The 14822-nt window shown below is 40.0% G+C and carries 18 protein-coding genes; 9 read left to right on the top strand and 9 right to left on the bottom strand.

Going from position 1 to position 14822, the window contains the following annotated elements; genetic code table 11:
* The coding region (locus tag H605_RS0115910) for an IS3 family transposase (RefSeq protein WP_029055117.1) at nt 1-239 on the bottom strand (239 nt) is incomplete at its 3' end.
* A 213-nt stretch (nt 240-452) separates the two neighbouring features.
* On the bottom strand, nt 453-587 hold the full coding sequence (locus H605_RS19635; RefSeq protein WP_257788258.1) for a hypothetical protein: 135 nt from the start codon (nt 585-587) through the stop codon (nt 453-455).
* A gap of 658 nt (nt 588-1245) precedes the next feature.
* Between H605_RS19635 and H605_RS0115900 the strand changes: the two genes are divergently transcribed.
* From H605_RS0115900 to H605_RS0115875, 6 genes are all read left to right on the top strand, one after another.
* On the top strand, nt 1246-2397 hold the full coding sequence (locus tag H605_RS0115900; RefSeq protein ID WP_029055116.1) for an ABC transporter substrate-binding protein: 1152 nt from the start codon (nt 1246-1248) through the stop codon (nt 2395-2397).
* 106 nt (nt 2398-2503) lie between these two features.
* Nucleotides 2504-3388: a branched-chain amino acid ABC transporter permease gene (locus tag H605_RS0115895; RefSeq protein WP_029055115.1), complete on the top strand. Its 885-nt coding sequence runs from the start codon at nt 2504-2506 to the stop codon at nt 3386-3388.
* Nucleotides 3389-3392: 4 nt separating this feature from the next.
* Nucleotides 3393-4376, top strand: coding sequence for a branched-chain amino acid ABC transporter permease (locus tag H605_RS0115890; protein ID WP_029055114.1), 984 nt, complete (start codon nt 3393-3395; stop codon nt 4374-4376).
* On the top strand, nt 4348-5121 hold the full coding sequence (locus H605_RS0115885) for an ABC transporter ATP-binding protein (RefSeq protein ID WP_029055113.1): 774 nt from the start codon (nt 4348-4350) through the stop codon (nt 5119-5121). The genes H605_RS0115890 and H605_RS0115885 overlap by 29 nt, the downstream gene beginning before the upstream one ends.
* Nucleotides 5114-5815, top strand: coding sequence for an ABC transporter ATP-binding protein (locus H605_RS0115880; protein WP_029055112.1), 702 nt, complete (start codon nt 5114-5116; stop codon nt 5813-5815). Before H605_RS0115885 ends, H605_RS0115880 begins: the two co-directional genes overlap by 8 nt.
* Before the next feature lie 226 nt (nt 5816-6041).
* Nucleotides 6042-6386: a DUF6568 family protein gene (locus H605_RS0115875; RefSeq protein WP_037562270.1), complete on the top strand. Its 345-nt coding sequence runs from the start codon at nt 6042-6044 to the stop codon at nt 6384-6386.
* A gap of 68 nt (nt 6387-6454) precedes the next feature.
* On the opposite strand, the gene H605_RS0115870 is transcribed toward H605_RS0115875, so the two are convergent.
* The 6 genes from H605_RS0115870 to H605_RS0115845 form a co-directional block, all read right to left on the bottom strand.
* Nucleotides 6455-7078, bottom strand: coding sequence for a precorrin-2 dehydrogenase/sirohydrochlorin ferrochelatase family protein (locus H605_RS0115870; protein ID WP_232321259.1), 624 nt, complete (start codon nt 7076-7078; stop codon nt 6455-6457).
* Nucleotides 7071-7832, bottom strand: coding sequence for a sirohydrochlorin chelatase (locus H605_RS18175; protein ID WP_037562268.1), 762 nt, complete (start codon nt 7830-7832; stop codon nt 7071-7073). Before H605_RS18175 ends, H605_RS0115870 begins: the two co-directional genes overlap by 8 nt.
* A complete protein-coding gene (gene cobA / locus H605_RS0115860) occupies nt 7829-8605 on the bottom strand; it encodes a uroporphyrinogen-III C-methyltransferase (protein ID WP_029055109.1) in 777 nt (258 codons plus the stop codon). Before cobA ends, H605_RS18175 begins: the two co-directional genes overlap by 4 nt.
* Before the next feature lie 12 nt (nt 8606-8617).
* Nucleotides 8618-9214 (bottom strand): adenylyl-sulfate kinase, encoded by a 597-nt coding sequence (cysC, locus tag H605_RS0115855; RefSeq protein WP_029055108.1) that lies wholly within the window; start codon nt 9212-9214, stop codon nt 8618-8620.
* Nucleotides 9215-9225: 11 nt separating this feature from the next.
* Nucleotides 9226-10368 carry a sulfate adenylyltransferase gene (sat, locus tag H605_RS0115850; RefSeq protein WP_029055107.1) on the bottom strand — a complete coding sequence of 381 codons (1143 nt, stop codon included), beginning with the start codon at nt 10366-10368 and terminating at the stop codon, nt 9226-9228.
* Between the two features lie 69 nt (nt 10369-10437).
* Nucleotides 10438-11145, bottom strand: coding sequence for a phosphoadenylyl-sulfate reductase (locus H605_RS0115845; RefSeq protein ID WP_029055106.1), 708 nt, complete (start codon nt 11143-11145; stop codon nt 10438-10440).
* A 1149-nt stretch (nt 11146-12294) separates the two neighbouring features.
* Here H605_RS0115845 and H605_RS0115840 point away from each other — a divergent pair.
* Entirely contained in the window at nt 12295-13011 is a 717-nt protein-coding gene (locus tag H605_RS0115840; RefSeq protein WP_029055105.1) for a YebC/PmpR family DNA-binding transcriptional regulator, read from the top strand.
* A gap of 46 nt (nt 13012-13057) precedes the next feature.
* On the opposite strand, the gene H605_RS0115835 is transcribed toward H605_RS0115840, so the two are convergent.
* A complete protein-coding gene (locus H605_RS0115835; RefSeq protein WP_029055104.1) occupies nt 13058-13432 on the bottom strand; it encodes an SLAP domain-containing protein in 375 nt (124 codons plus the stop codon).
* Between the two features lie 218 nt (nt 13433-13650).
* Between H605_RS0115835 and H605_RS0115830 the strand changes: the two genes are divergently transcribed.
* Complete coding sequence (locus H605_RS0115830) at nt 13651-14118, top strand: low molecular weight protein-tyrosine-phosphatase (protein ID WP_029055103.1); 468 nt, start codon at nt 13651-13653, stop codon at nt 14116-14118.
* Nucleotides 14115-14816, top strand: a complete 702-nt coding sequence (locus H605_RS0115825; protein WP_029055102.1) for an RluA family pseudouridine synthase — start codon at nt 14115-14117, stop codon at nt 14814-14816. Before H605_RS0115830 ends, H605_RS0115825 begins: the two co-directional genes overlap by 4 nt.
* The last annotated feature ends 6 nt before the right edge of the window (nt 14817-14822 follow it).

The raw sequence follows: 14822 nt of genomic DNA, 5'->3' as shown, positions 1-14822 counted from the left end.
CGTTCTTTCTTGTCCGCTTCACTCGAAAGTTCTGGCCCATGACCGAAGGTATATTGTTTACCTATCGGTTGATCAAAACGATATATTTCATTTGCACGATACCATCTCATCCAGGTTTCAATCTGGGATTTATTTTTGACTCCGTGCTTCTCCATAATTTCTTTAGTTGTTAATTCCCCACTCAATTTATCTTTGACAACTGCCCATTTTACTTCGCTTGAATATACGTTTTTGCCCACGCAAAAACACCTCCGTTGTAAGTACTTTTTACAAGTATACCACTTCGAAGGTGTTTTATATTGTCTCAAAAATTTAGGTTAGCCCAATTCGCAAATGAATTAGGGATCTTTTTTAACTAATAAGCTGTTTTGAAGGAAAGGTTTGCTGTAGTTCGTTCAGAAACATTTGACGCTCTTCTGTATTATGGAGATAAATAGGCTTGATAGCTTCTTTCAGACATGCTCTGGGCCTGTACGATCAGCTACGTATTGCTTCACATAATTTCTAACTTCAGCAAGGAAATCCAGATACTCCTCATATCGTTCACCATAGGTTTCCGCAATTTCGTCACGGATCTTTTTGACCAATGAAGGACTTGAGCCACTTGTTGATACACTGATGATCAGTTTACCACGGGTAGTGACAGCGAGAATTTGCTCAGTGCCTAAAGACGGATTGGAAGCGTGAACGATTAGTTTTCCTGCATCTTTCTATTGTGTGGTTGTGGCATAAGAAATTTGAAGAGACCTAATTTAATTAGGTCTTTTTGTTTGCTTTTCGACGTACAATAATAAGTAGGACAATATTAAATATGAAAAGAACAAACATATAAACTAGTAAATTACTGAGTAGTCACTGCCCTGCAAAAGTGAAATCATCTTATATAGCGAGATTAATAATAGTAGAGAGTGTACCGTAACAACTCGCTGCGAAGATAATCATAAATGGATAAATCCAGTTTATAAAATGTTTTACATTATCTGCAATTAAGAAATGAATATTTATAATGTGATTGATAGTTTTAAACATTGCAAATATTATACCTATACTATTAATAATAAGGTATAATCAAAATATTAGTTATATCACTATTTTGTCACGTAAAAACAGAAGCTCATATTCGATGAGTCATAAGATTACCAGGGTTGTGACAAATGAAAATGCCAAATGGTATAACTAAGAAATTATTGGGAGTTGTGTAATTCTCAGTGATTGAAATTTCAATCAAATAGGGGGCTGGGTAGAATGAGTAAAAGAAGTAAACTCTTGTTTACAGTTTTAATGGCTTTCACATTAGTAATGTTAGCCGCATGTGGAAACTCATCAACAGATGATACTGAAAGTGCAGATTCTGATGATGTTGTAAAAGCAAAAGTAGGCGTTATTTCATACTTAACTGGTTCAGGTGCTAGTTATGGTGAAGCGATTACAAACGGAATCAATCTTGCACACAAAGAAATTACTGAACTAGGAGAAGTCGACATCGAGTTGAAGATTGAAGACTCTGCTGGTAAACAAGAAGAAGCATTATCAGTTGCGCAAAAATTAATGAACTCAGAAAATGTAGATGCAATTATTGGACCTACTTTAAGTACTGAAATGCAAATTGTTGGACCAGAAGCAGATTTAAACGGTGTTCCGATTCTAGGTACATCAAACACAGCTGAAGGTATTCCACAACTTGGAGAATATGTATTTAGAAACTCGATTCCTGAGACATTAGCAATTCCTGCATCTGTGCAAAAAGCTATTGATAAATATGGCGCGAAAAAAGTTGCTATTTTATACGGAAATGATGATGTATTCACAAAAGCAGGATATGACACGATGAAGCAAGTTGCTGAAGATTTAGATTTAGAAGTTCTAACAACAGAAACTTTCCAGTTAGGACAATCTGATTATAAAGCCCAATTAACAAAAATTAAGAGCCTTAACCCAGATTTAGTTTTAGCTTCTGCTCTTTATAATGAAGGTGCAGTAATTCTTGATCAAGCCCGCAAAATGGGAATTGACGTACCATTTGTTGGCGGTAATGGTTTTAACTCACCGGAAGTCATTAAAATTGCTGGTGATGCTGCAAATGGTTTAATCGTTGCAACTCCTTGGTTCGCTAAGAAAGACGACGAGAAAGTTAAAAAGTTTGTTGAAGATTATGAAGCGGCTTACGGTATGGAGCCAGACCAGTTCGCAGCACAAGCATATGATGGTTTTTATGTAATGGCTGAAGCAATTAAAAATGCTGGTGAAGCAGATCGTGATGCGATTCGTGATGCACTTGCTGAAATTAAAGATTTTGAAGGTGTTCTAGGAAATATGTCATTTGATGAAGAAGGCGACATTATTATGGAGCCAACTGTTTTAATTATTGAAGATGACGAATACGTAGTATTTGAATAATTTTTAAGGATAGGGGCTGGGGTTTCCCAGCCTTATTGTTTTCCTAAATGACTTACGAAAAATAAGATTGATTATATAAGTCGAAAATGAAGAAGGAGGAGGACTATTGCTAATTGAACAATTAATAAATGGTTTAACATTAGGGAGTATCTATGTCATTGTTGCGCTAGGTTACACGCTCGTATTTGGTGTATTAAACGTAGTGAATATGGGGCACGGGGAAATCTTTATGTTCGGAGCATTTATGGGCGTCGTCGTCACGAATATATTAGGTTGGCCATTATATATTGCATTTGTTGTTGCTATTGTAGTGACAGGAATTTTAGGCTATTTTCTGGAAACATTTGCGCTAAGACCATTACGAGGAAAAGAAGGTGTCTCACATCTTGCGCCTTTAATAAGTACAATCGGTGTTTCTATTTTTCTTGAGAACGTCGCACATCACTTTTTTGGTTCAGGCAACCAACCATTTCGGACATCACTTTCAGAATTAAAATTCGTTTTAGGATCAACAACTGTTTATTATGTTCAAATTATTATTTTCGTTATTGCTATTTTACTTATGTTTGGACTTACTTTTTGGTTATCTAAAACAAAGGCAGGAAAAGCATTACGTGCAAGTGCAGAAAACTTGGCAGTAGCAAGTCTTCTCGGTGTAAATACGAAGAGAACGATAACGCAAACCGTTATTATTGCATCGGCAATGGGCGGAATCGCTGGGATTTTAGTTGGAATAGCTTTCAACTCTGTTAACCCCCAAATGGGTTTATCTTTCGGACTTAAAGGATTAGCTATTATTATTTTAGGTGGTTTAGGTAATGTAAGGGGGGCCATGGTAGGTGGCTTGATTTTAGGGATGGCTGAAACATTTATCGTAGCATATGGAGATTCAGGTTATCGTGATGCTGTTGCGTTTATTGCAATCATTGTTATTTTAATCGTACGACCACAAGGAATCTTTGGAACAGCTACAACTGGAAGAAAGGGTTGATTAGATGTTAGGCGAATTAATAAACCCGTATTATCTACAAGTTAGTTCTTTTATTTTAATCAATATTATTTTGGCTGTTAGTATATACATAACGCTTGGAACGGGACAATTATCACTGGGTCACGCAGGTTTTATGAGTATAGGCGCGTACACAACAGCTATTCTAACGCTTAATTATAATATGCCACTTGTACTCGGTGTCATTATAGCTGCGATCGTTACAGGGATTGTTGGGACATTAATTGGTATACCAGCTTTAAGATTACAAGGTGTTTATCTGGCTATTGCAACACTTGGATTTGGTGAAGTCGTTCGAGTCCTTTTCATTAACTGGGATGGTTTAACAAATGGTGCAATTGGCTTATCAGGCATTCCACATCTTGGAAGGGAAATATTTAATTTAAGTAAAAGTATGGGAATAGAACCTGATATGTTTGGGTTGAAAAATAACCAATTCATAAGTTTAGCTGTCTTTTTTGTCTTACTCATTATAACGATTTCAGTCATTTGGTTCTTCGTGAGACAAAATAATTCTAGAATTGGACGTGCTTTCTCCGCTATTAAAATGGATGAAGAAGCATCAGAAGCAATGGGTATTAATATTACGTATTACAAAGTGTTAGCATTCGGTCAAGGGGCAATGTTAGCAGGATTTGCAGGCGCATTATATGCCCATTTAATGGCGTACATTAGCCCATCAGACTTTGATTATCACAGAGCAGTAGAAATATTGATATTCTCTATTTTTGGAGGAAGCGAAGTGATCTGGGGATCCATATTCGGAGCTGTGTTCTTATCTGCAATGCCAGAATTCTTACGTTTTATCAACGAGTATCGATTTATGATTTATGGTGCACTTCTTGTTCTTATGATGGCGTTCCGTCCACAAGGAATTATCGATGTGAATATGATGAACCGATTTAAACGATTGATGCCTAAGAAGAGAGGGGAGAAAAAGCATGGTACTGGAAATAAAGAAGATCAGTAAAAACTTTGGTGGTATCCAAGCTTTAACCGATGTCTCATTTTCAGTGGAAGAAGGCGAGATTCTTGGTTTAATTGGGCCTAATGGTGCTGGAAAAACGACGATGTTTAATATGATTACAGCTATGTATCCTCCTAGTTCTGGTGTTATATCGTTTGTCGGTAATCCACTTTCAAATCTGAAGCCACATCAAATTACAGAAAAAGGTATCTGTCGTACATTTCAAAATATCCGTCTGTTTTCTGACTTAACAGTACGCGAAAACGTTATGGTAGGTAATCATTGCCGACTAAAAACGAATGTAATGCAAAGTGTTTTACGTACGAAAGCTCAAAAGGCAGAAGAAGCTAGAGTATTGGCGACTTCAGATGAGATACTAGAAGTTGTTGGCTTAGCGAATGACAAGGAAACAATTGCAAAAAACCTTTCATACGGTGCACAGCGAAGATTAGAAATCGCAAGAGCATTAGCGAGTAGACCAAAGTTAATTCTACTTGATGAACCAGCAGCTGGGATGAATGAAAAAGAAACGAATGATTTATTTAATTTAATTAAAAAAATCCAAACGTTAAATATTACAGTGCTACTGATCGAACATGATATGCCACTAGTAATGCGTGTTTGTAGTAGAATTATTGTTTTGAACTTTGGTAAAAAAATTGCAGAAGGTACACCGAGCAGTATTCAAAACAATAAAGAAGTAATTGAAGCCTACCTCGGGGTTGAGGAGGAAGATGAGCTTGCTTAAACTAGATAACATCAGTACCTTTTATGGTAAAATTCAAGCGTTAAAAAGTATAGATATAGCTGTAGAAGAAGGGACAATCGTAACGATTTTAGGTGCCAATGGTGCTGGCAAGACGACGATGATGAATACCATCGCTGGGCTGTTAAAACCTAAAGAAGGTACAATCCATTATTTGGGGATAGATGTTACAGGCCGTCGACCAGACCAGCTTTTAAGAAATGGTTTAGCACTTGTTCCAGAAGGTCGAGGTATTTTGGCAACAATGACTGTTTTAGAAAACTTGGAAATGGGTGCATATCACCGAAGTGATTCAGAAGTTGACGCGGATATTGAAAAGGTGATGGATCGCTTTCCAATTCTGAGAGAAAGAAAAGAGCAATACGGTGGTACACTTTCAGGTGGACAACAACAAATGTTAGCGATTGCCAGAGTGATTATGTCTAGGCCAAAGCTTCTTTTACTAGATGAACCTTCAATGGGTCTAGCACCGATAATCGTTGCAGATATATTTAAAATTATTAAAGAGATTAATGAAGCGGGTACGACTGTATTACTTGTTGAACAAAATGCGCGACAAGCCTTAAAAGTAGCAGATCATGGTTATGTACTTGAAAATGGGAAAGTAGTTGCTTCTGGTACTGCTAAAGAATTATTGCAAGATGATACGATTAAGAAAGCTTATTTAGGTCATTAATCAAGATTGAAAAGGTAGTAGAAACTTGCTGCCTTTTTTATTTTGTTAAAATAGAGGGAAATAATTTAAAGTTAAACCTTTATTTAAATAAAATTTTAATATTTTGATTAGATAGTGTAAAAAGTTCTTTGAAAAGGTATGTGGACGTGAACCCATAAGCAGATTTGTTTGAGTCGCTACACAATGCGGTATACTACTAATAACAAAGAAAGGAGATTGATCATAAATGAGTTATGAAGAAAATATAGCTAGTTTTGATAAAATTGATTCAGCAAGAGCAGACGAACTCGTAAAAGGGAACGGCGAGGCTGTAATCTATGTCGGTAAATCCGTATGTCCTTACTGCCAAATCTTCGTTGAGAAACTTAACAAAGTAGCCAAAGAAACGAATGCCCACATCTATTACGTTAACAGTATTGAAAACGCTGACATGAAAGGTGTTTCTGCTTTCCGTAATGAGTACGACATTCCAACAGTACCTGGTTTCATCTACACAAATGGAGACACAGTAAACGTTAAATGCGATTCTTCTATGTCTGAAGAAGAAATTAAATCTTACATGAACAAGTAATCGATCGAAAACTATATAAAAAGATCCTTAATTCGTAAGTGAATTAAGGATCTTTTTTATTTCATTTTTTAATGAACGAGCTGTTCTGAAGGAGAGGTTTGCTGTAGTTCGTTCAGAAAGGTTTGACGCTCTTCTGTGTTATGGAGATAAATAGGCTCGATAGCTTCTTTCAGCCATGCTCTGCGCTCTGCACGATCTGCTACATACTGCTTCACATAATGTCTAACATCAGCTAGGAAATCCAGATAATCCTCATATTGTTCATCATAAGTTTCTGCAATATCGTCACGAATCTTTTTAGCCAATGAAGGACTAGCGCCACTTGTTGATACACTGATAATTAGTTTACCGCGAGTCGTGACCGCTGGAATCTGCGCGGTACCTAGTGATGGATTGGAAGCGTGGACGACTAGTTTACCCGCATCCTTTAATTGCTTGGCGAGATGATCATTTACTGCTTCATTGTCTGTAACGAGCAATGTAAGAAAAGCGTTCGCAACATCTTCCCATTCGGCTTCTTTCGTGATGAGTGTAACCGTCCCTTGCTGTTCAAGTTCAGCAAAAGACGGATGGAATTCAGGACTAATAATGGTAGGATGAATACCGAACCGATGTAGGTTGAGTACTTTGTGATACGCGACGTGCCCGCCACCGACCAAGAATATGTTTGATTCATCCATGTTTTCAAGCATGATGGGGAACATAGAGACCACGTTTCCTTTCTGCTGCCTCATCGGCCCTTTCATTCAGAATCGCATGAATCACTGGATCATAGCCTAATTCGGGGCATAGATGAATAGCGGTTGTTGTTTTAGTTTTCTGTAGTGTTCGTTCAATTGATTTCATCAAAATACCAGTAAACAATAAATACGGTAAAATATACAGATTCTCTGGCTTCTGTTCTAGCAGTCGTTCGAGTTCCTTTGCATAAAAAGGTCCGCAAGCTGCTAGATAACCAACATGAACATTTTGAAGCTTGGTTTTCTCTTGGAAGATTCTTTTGATCTCCGCAAAATCTTCTTTCGTAGCAGGATCACTGCTGCCTCTTCCAATCAATAAAATGGATGCATCCTCAGGAATTGACTCTGTCGCTCTATGCAATCGTTCGATCAGCACATCGACCATTCGTTCATCCACACCAATTGGATCACCGTAGTAAACAGGAATATTAGGGTAATTCATCATAACTACCTGTAGCTCAGTAGGAATGTCCACGTTGGCATGACCTGCGCGCAATAACAGAAAGGGGATAGCTATAATTTCTGTAGCGCCCCGTTCTATACAGCGTGCGACACCTACTGCGATAGACGGATCGGCGAGTTCAAGGAAACACGCTTCTTGAATAGGGGCCGCTTCGGTTTCCATCGTCTTCTGAATGAACGCCAAAGCAGCCTGCTGTCCTTTCTTTACGCGGCTGCCGTGGCAAATATATAGAATCGCTCTCATACCATCGTCTCGTGCAAACGACGTTCTTCGCTCGATTCCTCGAACCATTGTAATTCATTACGTAAGCGGACTACTTCACCAATAACAATCATGCTAGGGTTTTGGACTTCCTCAAGACGTGCTGTGTCCGTCATGGTGGAAAGTGTCGCAGTAACTGTGCGTTGCGTCTCTGTAGTCCCCCAATGAATGAATGCGACGGGTGTGTCTGGATCTTTGCCATGTTGGATTAATTGCTTTTGGATATAGGGAAGATTGCTGACACCCATGTAGATCGCCAGTGTGTCAATTCCTTTCGCAAGAGCCTGCCATTTCTCAGCCTCCTCGGCTCCTTCTTTACGATGGCCTGTGACGATTGCAAATGATGCACTATAATCACGGTGAGTAACAGGAATACCTGCATAGGCAGGAGCTGCGATTCCGGACGTGATGCCCGGAATTACTTCGAATGGGATGTGATGCCTTGCCACAAACGCTGCTTCTTCACCGCCACGACCGAATATAAATGGATCGCCGCCTTTCAGACGAACGACTTGTTTACCTTGCTTCGCCTGTTTAACCAATAAGGAATTAATCATATCCTGCTGGAGGAAATGATGCTTCGGAAGCTTGCCTACAAAAATCAATTCCGCATCCGGCTTCGCATAAGTTAAAATTTCTTTATTGATCAGTCTGTCATAAAGAATTACATCCGCTTGCTGTATAGCTTTCACAGCTTTGACGGTCAATAAATCAGGATCTCCAGGACCCGCTCCGACTAGCCAAACTTTTCCCATTCCAACCACTCCTTAATTAATCCATTTTTTTTCACGTAAGTAGCCGATTAATTGCTCGACACACTCTTCCACAGTATATTGATCGGTTTTTAATGTAAGTTCAGGTTTTACTGGTGCTTCATAAGGTGATGAAATTCCGGTGAATTCAGGAATGACACCAGCGCGTGCTTTTTCATATAACCCCTTTGGATCACGTTCTTCACAAGCATCAAGAGGGCAACTGATATACACTTCAACAAATTCATCTTCTTCCACCAAACGTCTGACGCTGTCCCGGTCTTCTTGGAAAGGGGAGATGAATGCGGTGAACACAAGCTGACCACTGTCAATGAATAATTTCGAAACTTCGCCGATGCGACGAATATTTTCTTTACGTGCTTCATCAGAGAAGCCGAGGTCCTTATTTAAGCCATGACGGACATTATCGCCATCAAGTACATAGGTGTTAGCACCAAGATCGTGCAACCGGCGAGCGGCTGCATTGGCAATCGTAGATTTACCCGAACCCGATAGACCAGTGAAGTAGAGTACTGCGCTATGATGTTTATTTTTTATACGCTGTTCTTCTTTTGAAATTAATTGATCATGCCATACAATGTTCTTTGCCATATCGTTTCCCCTCACTTCGCTAGTTCTTTTTCTTGTAAGCCATTGATCAGTACATCAACTACTTCTTTACGACTGAATTCCGGTGGAGGCAAGATGCCGTTTTTCAACATCTCCCGTACCTTAGTTCCCGAAAGGATTACATGGTCCTCACTAGAGTGCGGGCAAGTTTTAGGTGTTGCCATATTGCCGCAGGCTTTACAGAAGAAACTATGTTCAAAGAACAGTAATGTGATGCCGATTTCTTCCGCTGTAAAGTTCGAGAAGATTTCTTGTGCTTCGTATGTGCCATAATAATCTCCAACCCCTGCATGATCACGGCCGACGATAAAGTGTGTACAACCATAATTTTTACGTACAAGGGCATGAAAGATAGCTTCACGTGGTCCTGCATAACGCATTGCAGCAGGGAAGACAGCCAACTGCACACGATCTTCAGGGTAGTAGTCACGCAGTAATACTTGATAACTCTCCATCCGTACATCGGCGGGGATGTCGTCAGACTTTGTTTCGCCAACTAGCGGGTTGAGCAAAAGTGCATCAACAATCTCAAGTGCTGTTTTTTGAATATACTCATGTGCACGATGCACAGGATTACGCGTTTGGAATCCGACGATCGTCTTCCAGCCGTTATTTTCAAATGCTTGACGAGTTTCAGAAGGATCGAAATAAAATTCAGCGAAATCTTTCTGTTCTATTCTTCTGATCAGTTTGATCGGTCCGCCAAGATAGATAGGGCCGCGATCGAGTAACTTCGCAACACCTGGGTGTGCACGGTCAGCTGTCTTATAAACTTTTTCAGCTTCGATTTGTTGATCAGGTTCGAAGATATCCGTAATTTCAAGTGTGCCGTAGATATCGCCTTGATAATCGAGTAAAACCGTATCGCCTACAGAGTAAGCCAAACGGTCTTTAACGGGTAGCGTAATCGGCAAACTCCATATCGTACCGTCTGCTAAACGAATATCATTGACGACTGCATGATAATCTTCGGAAGTTAAAAAGCCAGTTAACGGGCTGTATGCACCTGTTGCGATTAATTCCAAATCACTTACTGATGTTGCATCAATTGAAACTGTTTTATGCAGTCCCTCAATGGAGAGAGTGGGATCATATAAATTAACTAAATTACCGCCATGTGGTTGTATAGTTGTCATATTTTTGAACACCTATCCTTTTCATTTTAATAAGTCATATAGAAATACTCGGTTTTAAGACTGAAAAAATTACGTGTGTAGTCCGCATTCTGTCTTGCCGCTACCAGTCCAGCGTCCAGAGCGCATATCTTCTTCAGTAAACGCTGGTTTTGTACAGTTTGCGCACCCAATACTCGGGTAGCCTTGATCATGAAGTATATTATAGTCCAGTTCATGTGTGTGGGCGAAACGCCAAACGTCTTTCCATGTCCAATGAATAAGCGGACACACTTTAATCTTTTCAAAACGGTTATCTACATTCAGATACTCGGTAGACTTTCTCATTTCAGATTGTTCCCGACGTAATCCTGATATCCAAGCAGTGGATGGGGCAATCGCTTCTTCCAATGGTTTAATCTTCCGCAAATCACAGCATTTGTTCGGATTGGTTTTCCAGAGATCTAGACCATACTGATCTGTCTGTTCATCAATAGTCAATCCAGGCTGTTGCAAATGAATTTGAAGCTGAGGATAACGCTTCTTCACTTTTTCTATCGTGTCATATGTCTCTTTAAAATGATAATTGGTGTCTAAAAAAACAATCTTGGCATCGGGTTTCACGCGTGAAATCAGTTCAATCAATACAATTCCTTCGATACCAAAGCTACAAGCGTAAACTAACTTCTCCCCGTAGTGGTCATAAGCCCATTGCAATACTTCAGAAGCTCCTTTTGTCTCGGAGTCTGCTGGAAACTCTGGTAAGACCGGTGAATCTTTCCACGATTCAAATGTGATCATTCCATCCCCCCGCTAACTGTTATATTATTAACAGTTTAACAGACAATTAAAAATAGTCAATGCAAATTAGAATAGTAGGGATTAAAGTTTTTATTTATGTAAGTCGTGGTAATTTGTTTATCTGGATTAGAGTCTGGTGCATGGTGGGGAATAAGCGGTAGTGGGTAGTGGTTTGGCAAGATCATTTATTTTTCTGTTTTGTACAGGGTGACTCGTTTGACTGCCTATGAAAGTGTAATACTCATTGTCCCCACTACGGCGCTGATGGATGGCTTTCGCAAAGGAGCCACAGCAGTCGCCTTTATTGGATTGTGTGTAAGGCAGTTCATATACTTCTTTTTCAAAAGTAGAAAATCGATATCACCAAGTCGCGGATCTTCTTCCTATTAGAACCACAACCAAAATAACTACCACTTAGTAGCGCAGGCACAACTGCGGGGTAGGCCGTGGCCATGAGACAACTGGCAGCACCACCGCCAGCTGGCTCCTGGCTGTAGGCAATCCCCCACGTGCCTGCGCGGGTCAAAAAGACGAACACTCACTAACTTCAGTGCCTAACAGCCGGTCGAGCAACGCCCCAACAAAAAGTAACAAAGACCCGCAGCCGCCTAGTTTCTTCCGCCAAACGCGTTTGTTAGTCGGGTACTGTACGCTATCTCTTGTTTTGCTTTACCGCTTAAAACCACAACCAAAATAACTACCACTTAGTAGCGCTGGCACAACTGCGGGGTAGGCCGTGGCCATGAGACAACTGGCAGCCCCATCGCCAGCTGGCTCCTGGCTGTAGGCAATCCCCCACGTGCCTGCGCGGGTTCAAAAAGCGAACACTCATAACTTCAATGCCCTACAGCCAATCGAGCGACGTCCCAACAAAGAGTGACAAAGACCCGCAGCCGCCTAGTCCTTCCGCCAACCGCGTCTCTTAGTCGGGTACTGTACCCAATCTGTCAGTTTATTAGCTCTGTTAAAACCATGACCTAAATAATTACCAATCACTAGCGCAATTTCCCAAGCGCTGAAACATAAGTCATAGTGCCATCCAAATCTATTTATCTCACATCGTTATTCTTTTTACTTTTCATGTCAAAAAGCAATTGGTATACTAAATAGTAGTAAACCATTATAACTAAAGGAAAGAGTGTGCAGCCAATGGGCCGTAAATGGAATAACATTAAAGAAAAAAAAGCGTCTAAAGACGCGAACACAAGTAGAATCTATGCAAAGTTTGGTCGTGAAATATATGTAGCAGCAAAATCAGGAGATCCCAGTCCTGAATCTAACCAAGCACTGAAATTCGTACTCGAGCGTGCAAAAACATACAGCATACCGAAAGCAATCATTGACCGTGCGATTGAAAAAGCAAAAGGTGGCGGCGAGGAAAACTTCGACGAACTTCGTTACGAAGGATTCGGACCGAACGGCTCTATGGTCATCGTGGATGCATTAACAAATAACGTCAATCGGACAGCTTCCGAAGTACGTGCGGCATTTGGTAAAAATGGAGGAAACATGGGAGTTAGTGGTTCTGTAGCTTACATGTTTGATCCAGCTGCTATTATCGGTGTTGAAGGCAAAACGGAAGATGAAGTATTAGAGTTATTAATGGAAGCAGATGTTGATGTAAATGATATCGAAGAAGAAAATGGGCAAGTGGTAGTATACGCAGACCCATCCCATTTCCATGAAGTGCAGGAAGCATTCCGTCAAGCAGGTGTTACGGACTTTACCGTAGCCGAGTTGTCCATGATTGCTCAGAATGAGATTTCATTGGATGAAGAAGCGCAGGAGCAGTTTGAAAAAATGATCGATGCACTCGATGATTTAGAAGACGTACAACAAGTTCATCATAATGTTGAATTGGCATAAAAAACAGCTGTTCCATAATGTGGTGGAGCAGCTGTTTTTTCATGTATTACTTTATGATGACTTTCCATCCATCAGTAGGTTCTTCAATGGAATTTACATAAGTAGGTAAAAAGACGAAAGACCAAGGTGTTGCAGTAAAAGGTGGAATATCGAGGGACAATGAAAAAGTCTCCTCAGCTACTGTATCTCCTCGTTCATTCACTACACATACTGTAGCTTCACGAATAGATAATACTTCATCACGATTATTTTGCAAAAATACAGTAGCGACTAATCCTCCATCGCGTTTATGTTTTAACAGTATGGGTGTAGCTGTAAATTCTTCCTGAACAGATCTTTTAGTTTCATATTGATGAATAAAAGCCTGTTTTTGTTGATCTGATAAAGTAGCTTCCCAAGTAGCTTCAAACACAATTTGCATAGTTTCAACCTCCTTATTCCTATATCATTCCCTTGGTATTGATATTTAAGTCCTATTATATCACAGAATAATAAAAAATATTAACTACGACTTAATTCTCTTGTGGACGATATATTTCGTCGCATTTGGAAATATTGCGATCACTTTACATAGAATGAAGGAAATTATCGAATGATGTATACTAGAGTAGAAATACACTAGTAAAAGGAGAGAGTGGTATGGTACGTGTATTATTCGTTTGTCTCGGGAATATTTGTCGCTCACCAATGGCTGAAGGGGTTTTTCGTAAGATGATTCATGATGAACGATTAGAGAATTGCATTGAAGTAGACTCGGCAGGAACAAGCGATTGGCATGTAGGGAAAGCGCCCCATGAAGGAACGCTGTCCAAACTGGCAGAATTTCAAGTTTCGGCAGAAGGGATGGCCGGACGTCAATTGAACGTGAAAGATGCAGAGGAATTTAATTATATTATCGGAATGGACGCAGAAAACATCCGAAATATTCATAACATCTTTGGAGATCATGATCATCAGCGTGTGCTCCGTTTTTTGGATTTGACAAGTCATCAAAAAGATGTTCCAGATCCGTACTTTACTGGTGATTTTCAAGAAACATACGACTTGGTGCTTGAAGGTTGTCAGGCATTAATGGATCTTATTAAAAAAGAGGAATCCATTAAATGAAGATTCCTATACTATATGAAGATAACCATCTCTTAGTCGTTGAAAAACCGGTCAATGTGCCGGTGCAAGAAGATGAAAGTGGAGACTTGGACGTATTGACTATTCTAAAGCAAGATATTAAGAGACGTTATCAAAAGCCAGGGAAGGTATATCTTGGATTAGTACATCGTCTCGATCGTCCAGTTGGCGGTGTGATGGTATTTGCCAAAACTTCCAAAGCGGCATCTCGTCTATCCGATCAGCTTCGTCGGGGCATCATTGAACGGAGATATTTAGCGGTTCTTCGTGGTGTGCCTCGGAAAAAACAATCTACTCTCCAGCATTATTTATACAAGAATCGTCAAAAAAATCAAGTGTATAGTGTGAAGCCGAACCATCCGGAGGGGAAAGTGGCCAGTTTGGATTATCAACTACTCGATAGTAAAATTGATCAAAGCTTAGTAAGTGTACGTCTACATACAGGACGATCACACCAGATTCGTGTACAAATGGCAACAGAAGGGCTCCCGCTCTATGGTGATCAGAAATATGGAAGTTCAATGAATAAGCGTGGCGAACAGATTGCATTATGGGCGCACAAGTTGGAGTTCGAACATCCGACAACAAAGGAAAAGATGCAATTTACTTCAGAAGCACCACGGGTTTATCCTTGGGAATTATACACTACGCACGATCAAGTTTATAAAACATATGGTTAGTGAAGA

It is taken from the genome of Sporosarcina ureae DSM 2281 (genome assembly GCF_000425545.1).
GTDB classification, from domain to species: domain Bacteria; phylum Bacillota; class Bacilli; order Bacillales_A; family Planococcaceae; genus Sporosarcina; species Sporosarcina ureae.
Note: the sequence above shows the minus strand (reverse complement) of the source record. Positions and strands in the feature narration are given on the sequence as shown.

Bases quoted from the DNA above. Each gene is read 5' to 3' on its own strand.
- H605_RS0115870 (WP_232321259.1), bottom strand. From the start codon at position 7,078: ATGCTTGAAAACATGGATGAATCAAACATATTCTTGGTCGGTGGCGGG.
- H605_RS0115835 (WP_029055104.1), bottom strand. From the start codon at position 13,432: ATGCAAATTGTGTTTGAAGCTACTTGGGAAGCTACTTTATCAGATCAA.
- H605_RS0115845 (WP_029055106.1), bottom strand. From the start codon at position 11,145: ATGATCACATTTGAATCGTGGAAAGATTCACCGGTCTTACCAGAGTTT.
- H605_RS0115875 (WP_037562270.1), top strand. From the start codon at position 6,042: ATGAGTTATGAAGAAAATATAGCTAGTTTTGATAAAATTGATTCAGCA.
- H605_RS0115830 (WP_029055103.1), top strand. From the start codon at position 13,651: ATGGTACGTGTATTATTCGTTTGTCTCGGGAATATTTGTCGCTCACCA.
- cobA (WP_029055109.1), bottom strand. From the start codon at position 8,605: ATGGGAAAAGTTTGGCTAGTCGGAGCGGGTCCTGGAGATCCTGATTTA.
- H605_RS0115825 (WP_029055102.1), top strand. From the start codon at position 14,115: ATGAAGATTCCTATACTATATGAAGATAACCATCTCTTAGTCGTTGAA.
- H605_RS0115900 (WP_029055116.1), top strand. From the start codon at position 1,246: ATGAGTAAAAGAAGTAAACTCTTGTTTACAGTTTTAATGGCTTTCACA.
- cysC (WP_029055108.1), bottom strand. From the start codon at position 9,214: ATGGCAAAGAACATTGTATGGCATGATCAATTAATTTCAAAAGAAGAA.
- H605_RS0115885 (WP_029055113.1), top strand. From the start codon at position 4,348: ATGGTACTGGAAATAAAGAAGATCAGTAAAAACTTTGGTGGTATCCAA.
- sat (WP_029055107.1), bottom strand. From the start codon at position 10,368: ATGACAACTATACAACCACATGGCGGTAATTTAGTTAATTTATATGAT.
- H605_RS0115840 (WP_029055105.1), top strand. From the start codon at position 12,295: ATGGGCCGTAAATGGAATAACATTAAAGAAAAAAAAGCGTCTAAAGAC.
- H605_RS18175 (WP_037562268.1), bottom strand. From the start codon at position 7,832: ATGAGAGCGATTCTATATATTTGCCACGGCAGCCGCGTAAAGAAAGGA.
- H605_RS0115890 (WP_029055114.1), top strand. From the start codon at position 3,393: ATGTTAGGCGAATTAATAAACCCGTATTATCTACAAGTTAGTTCTTTT.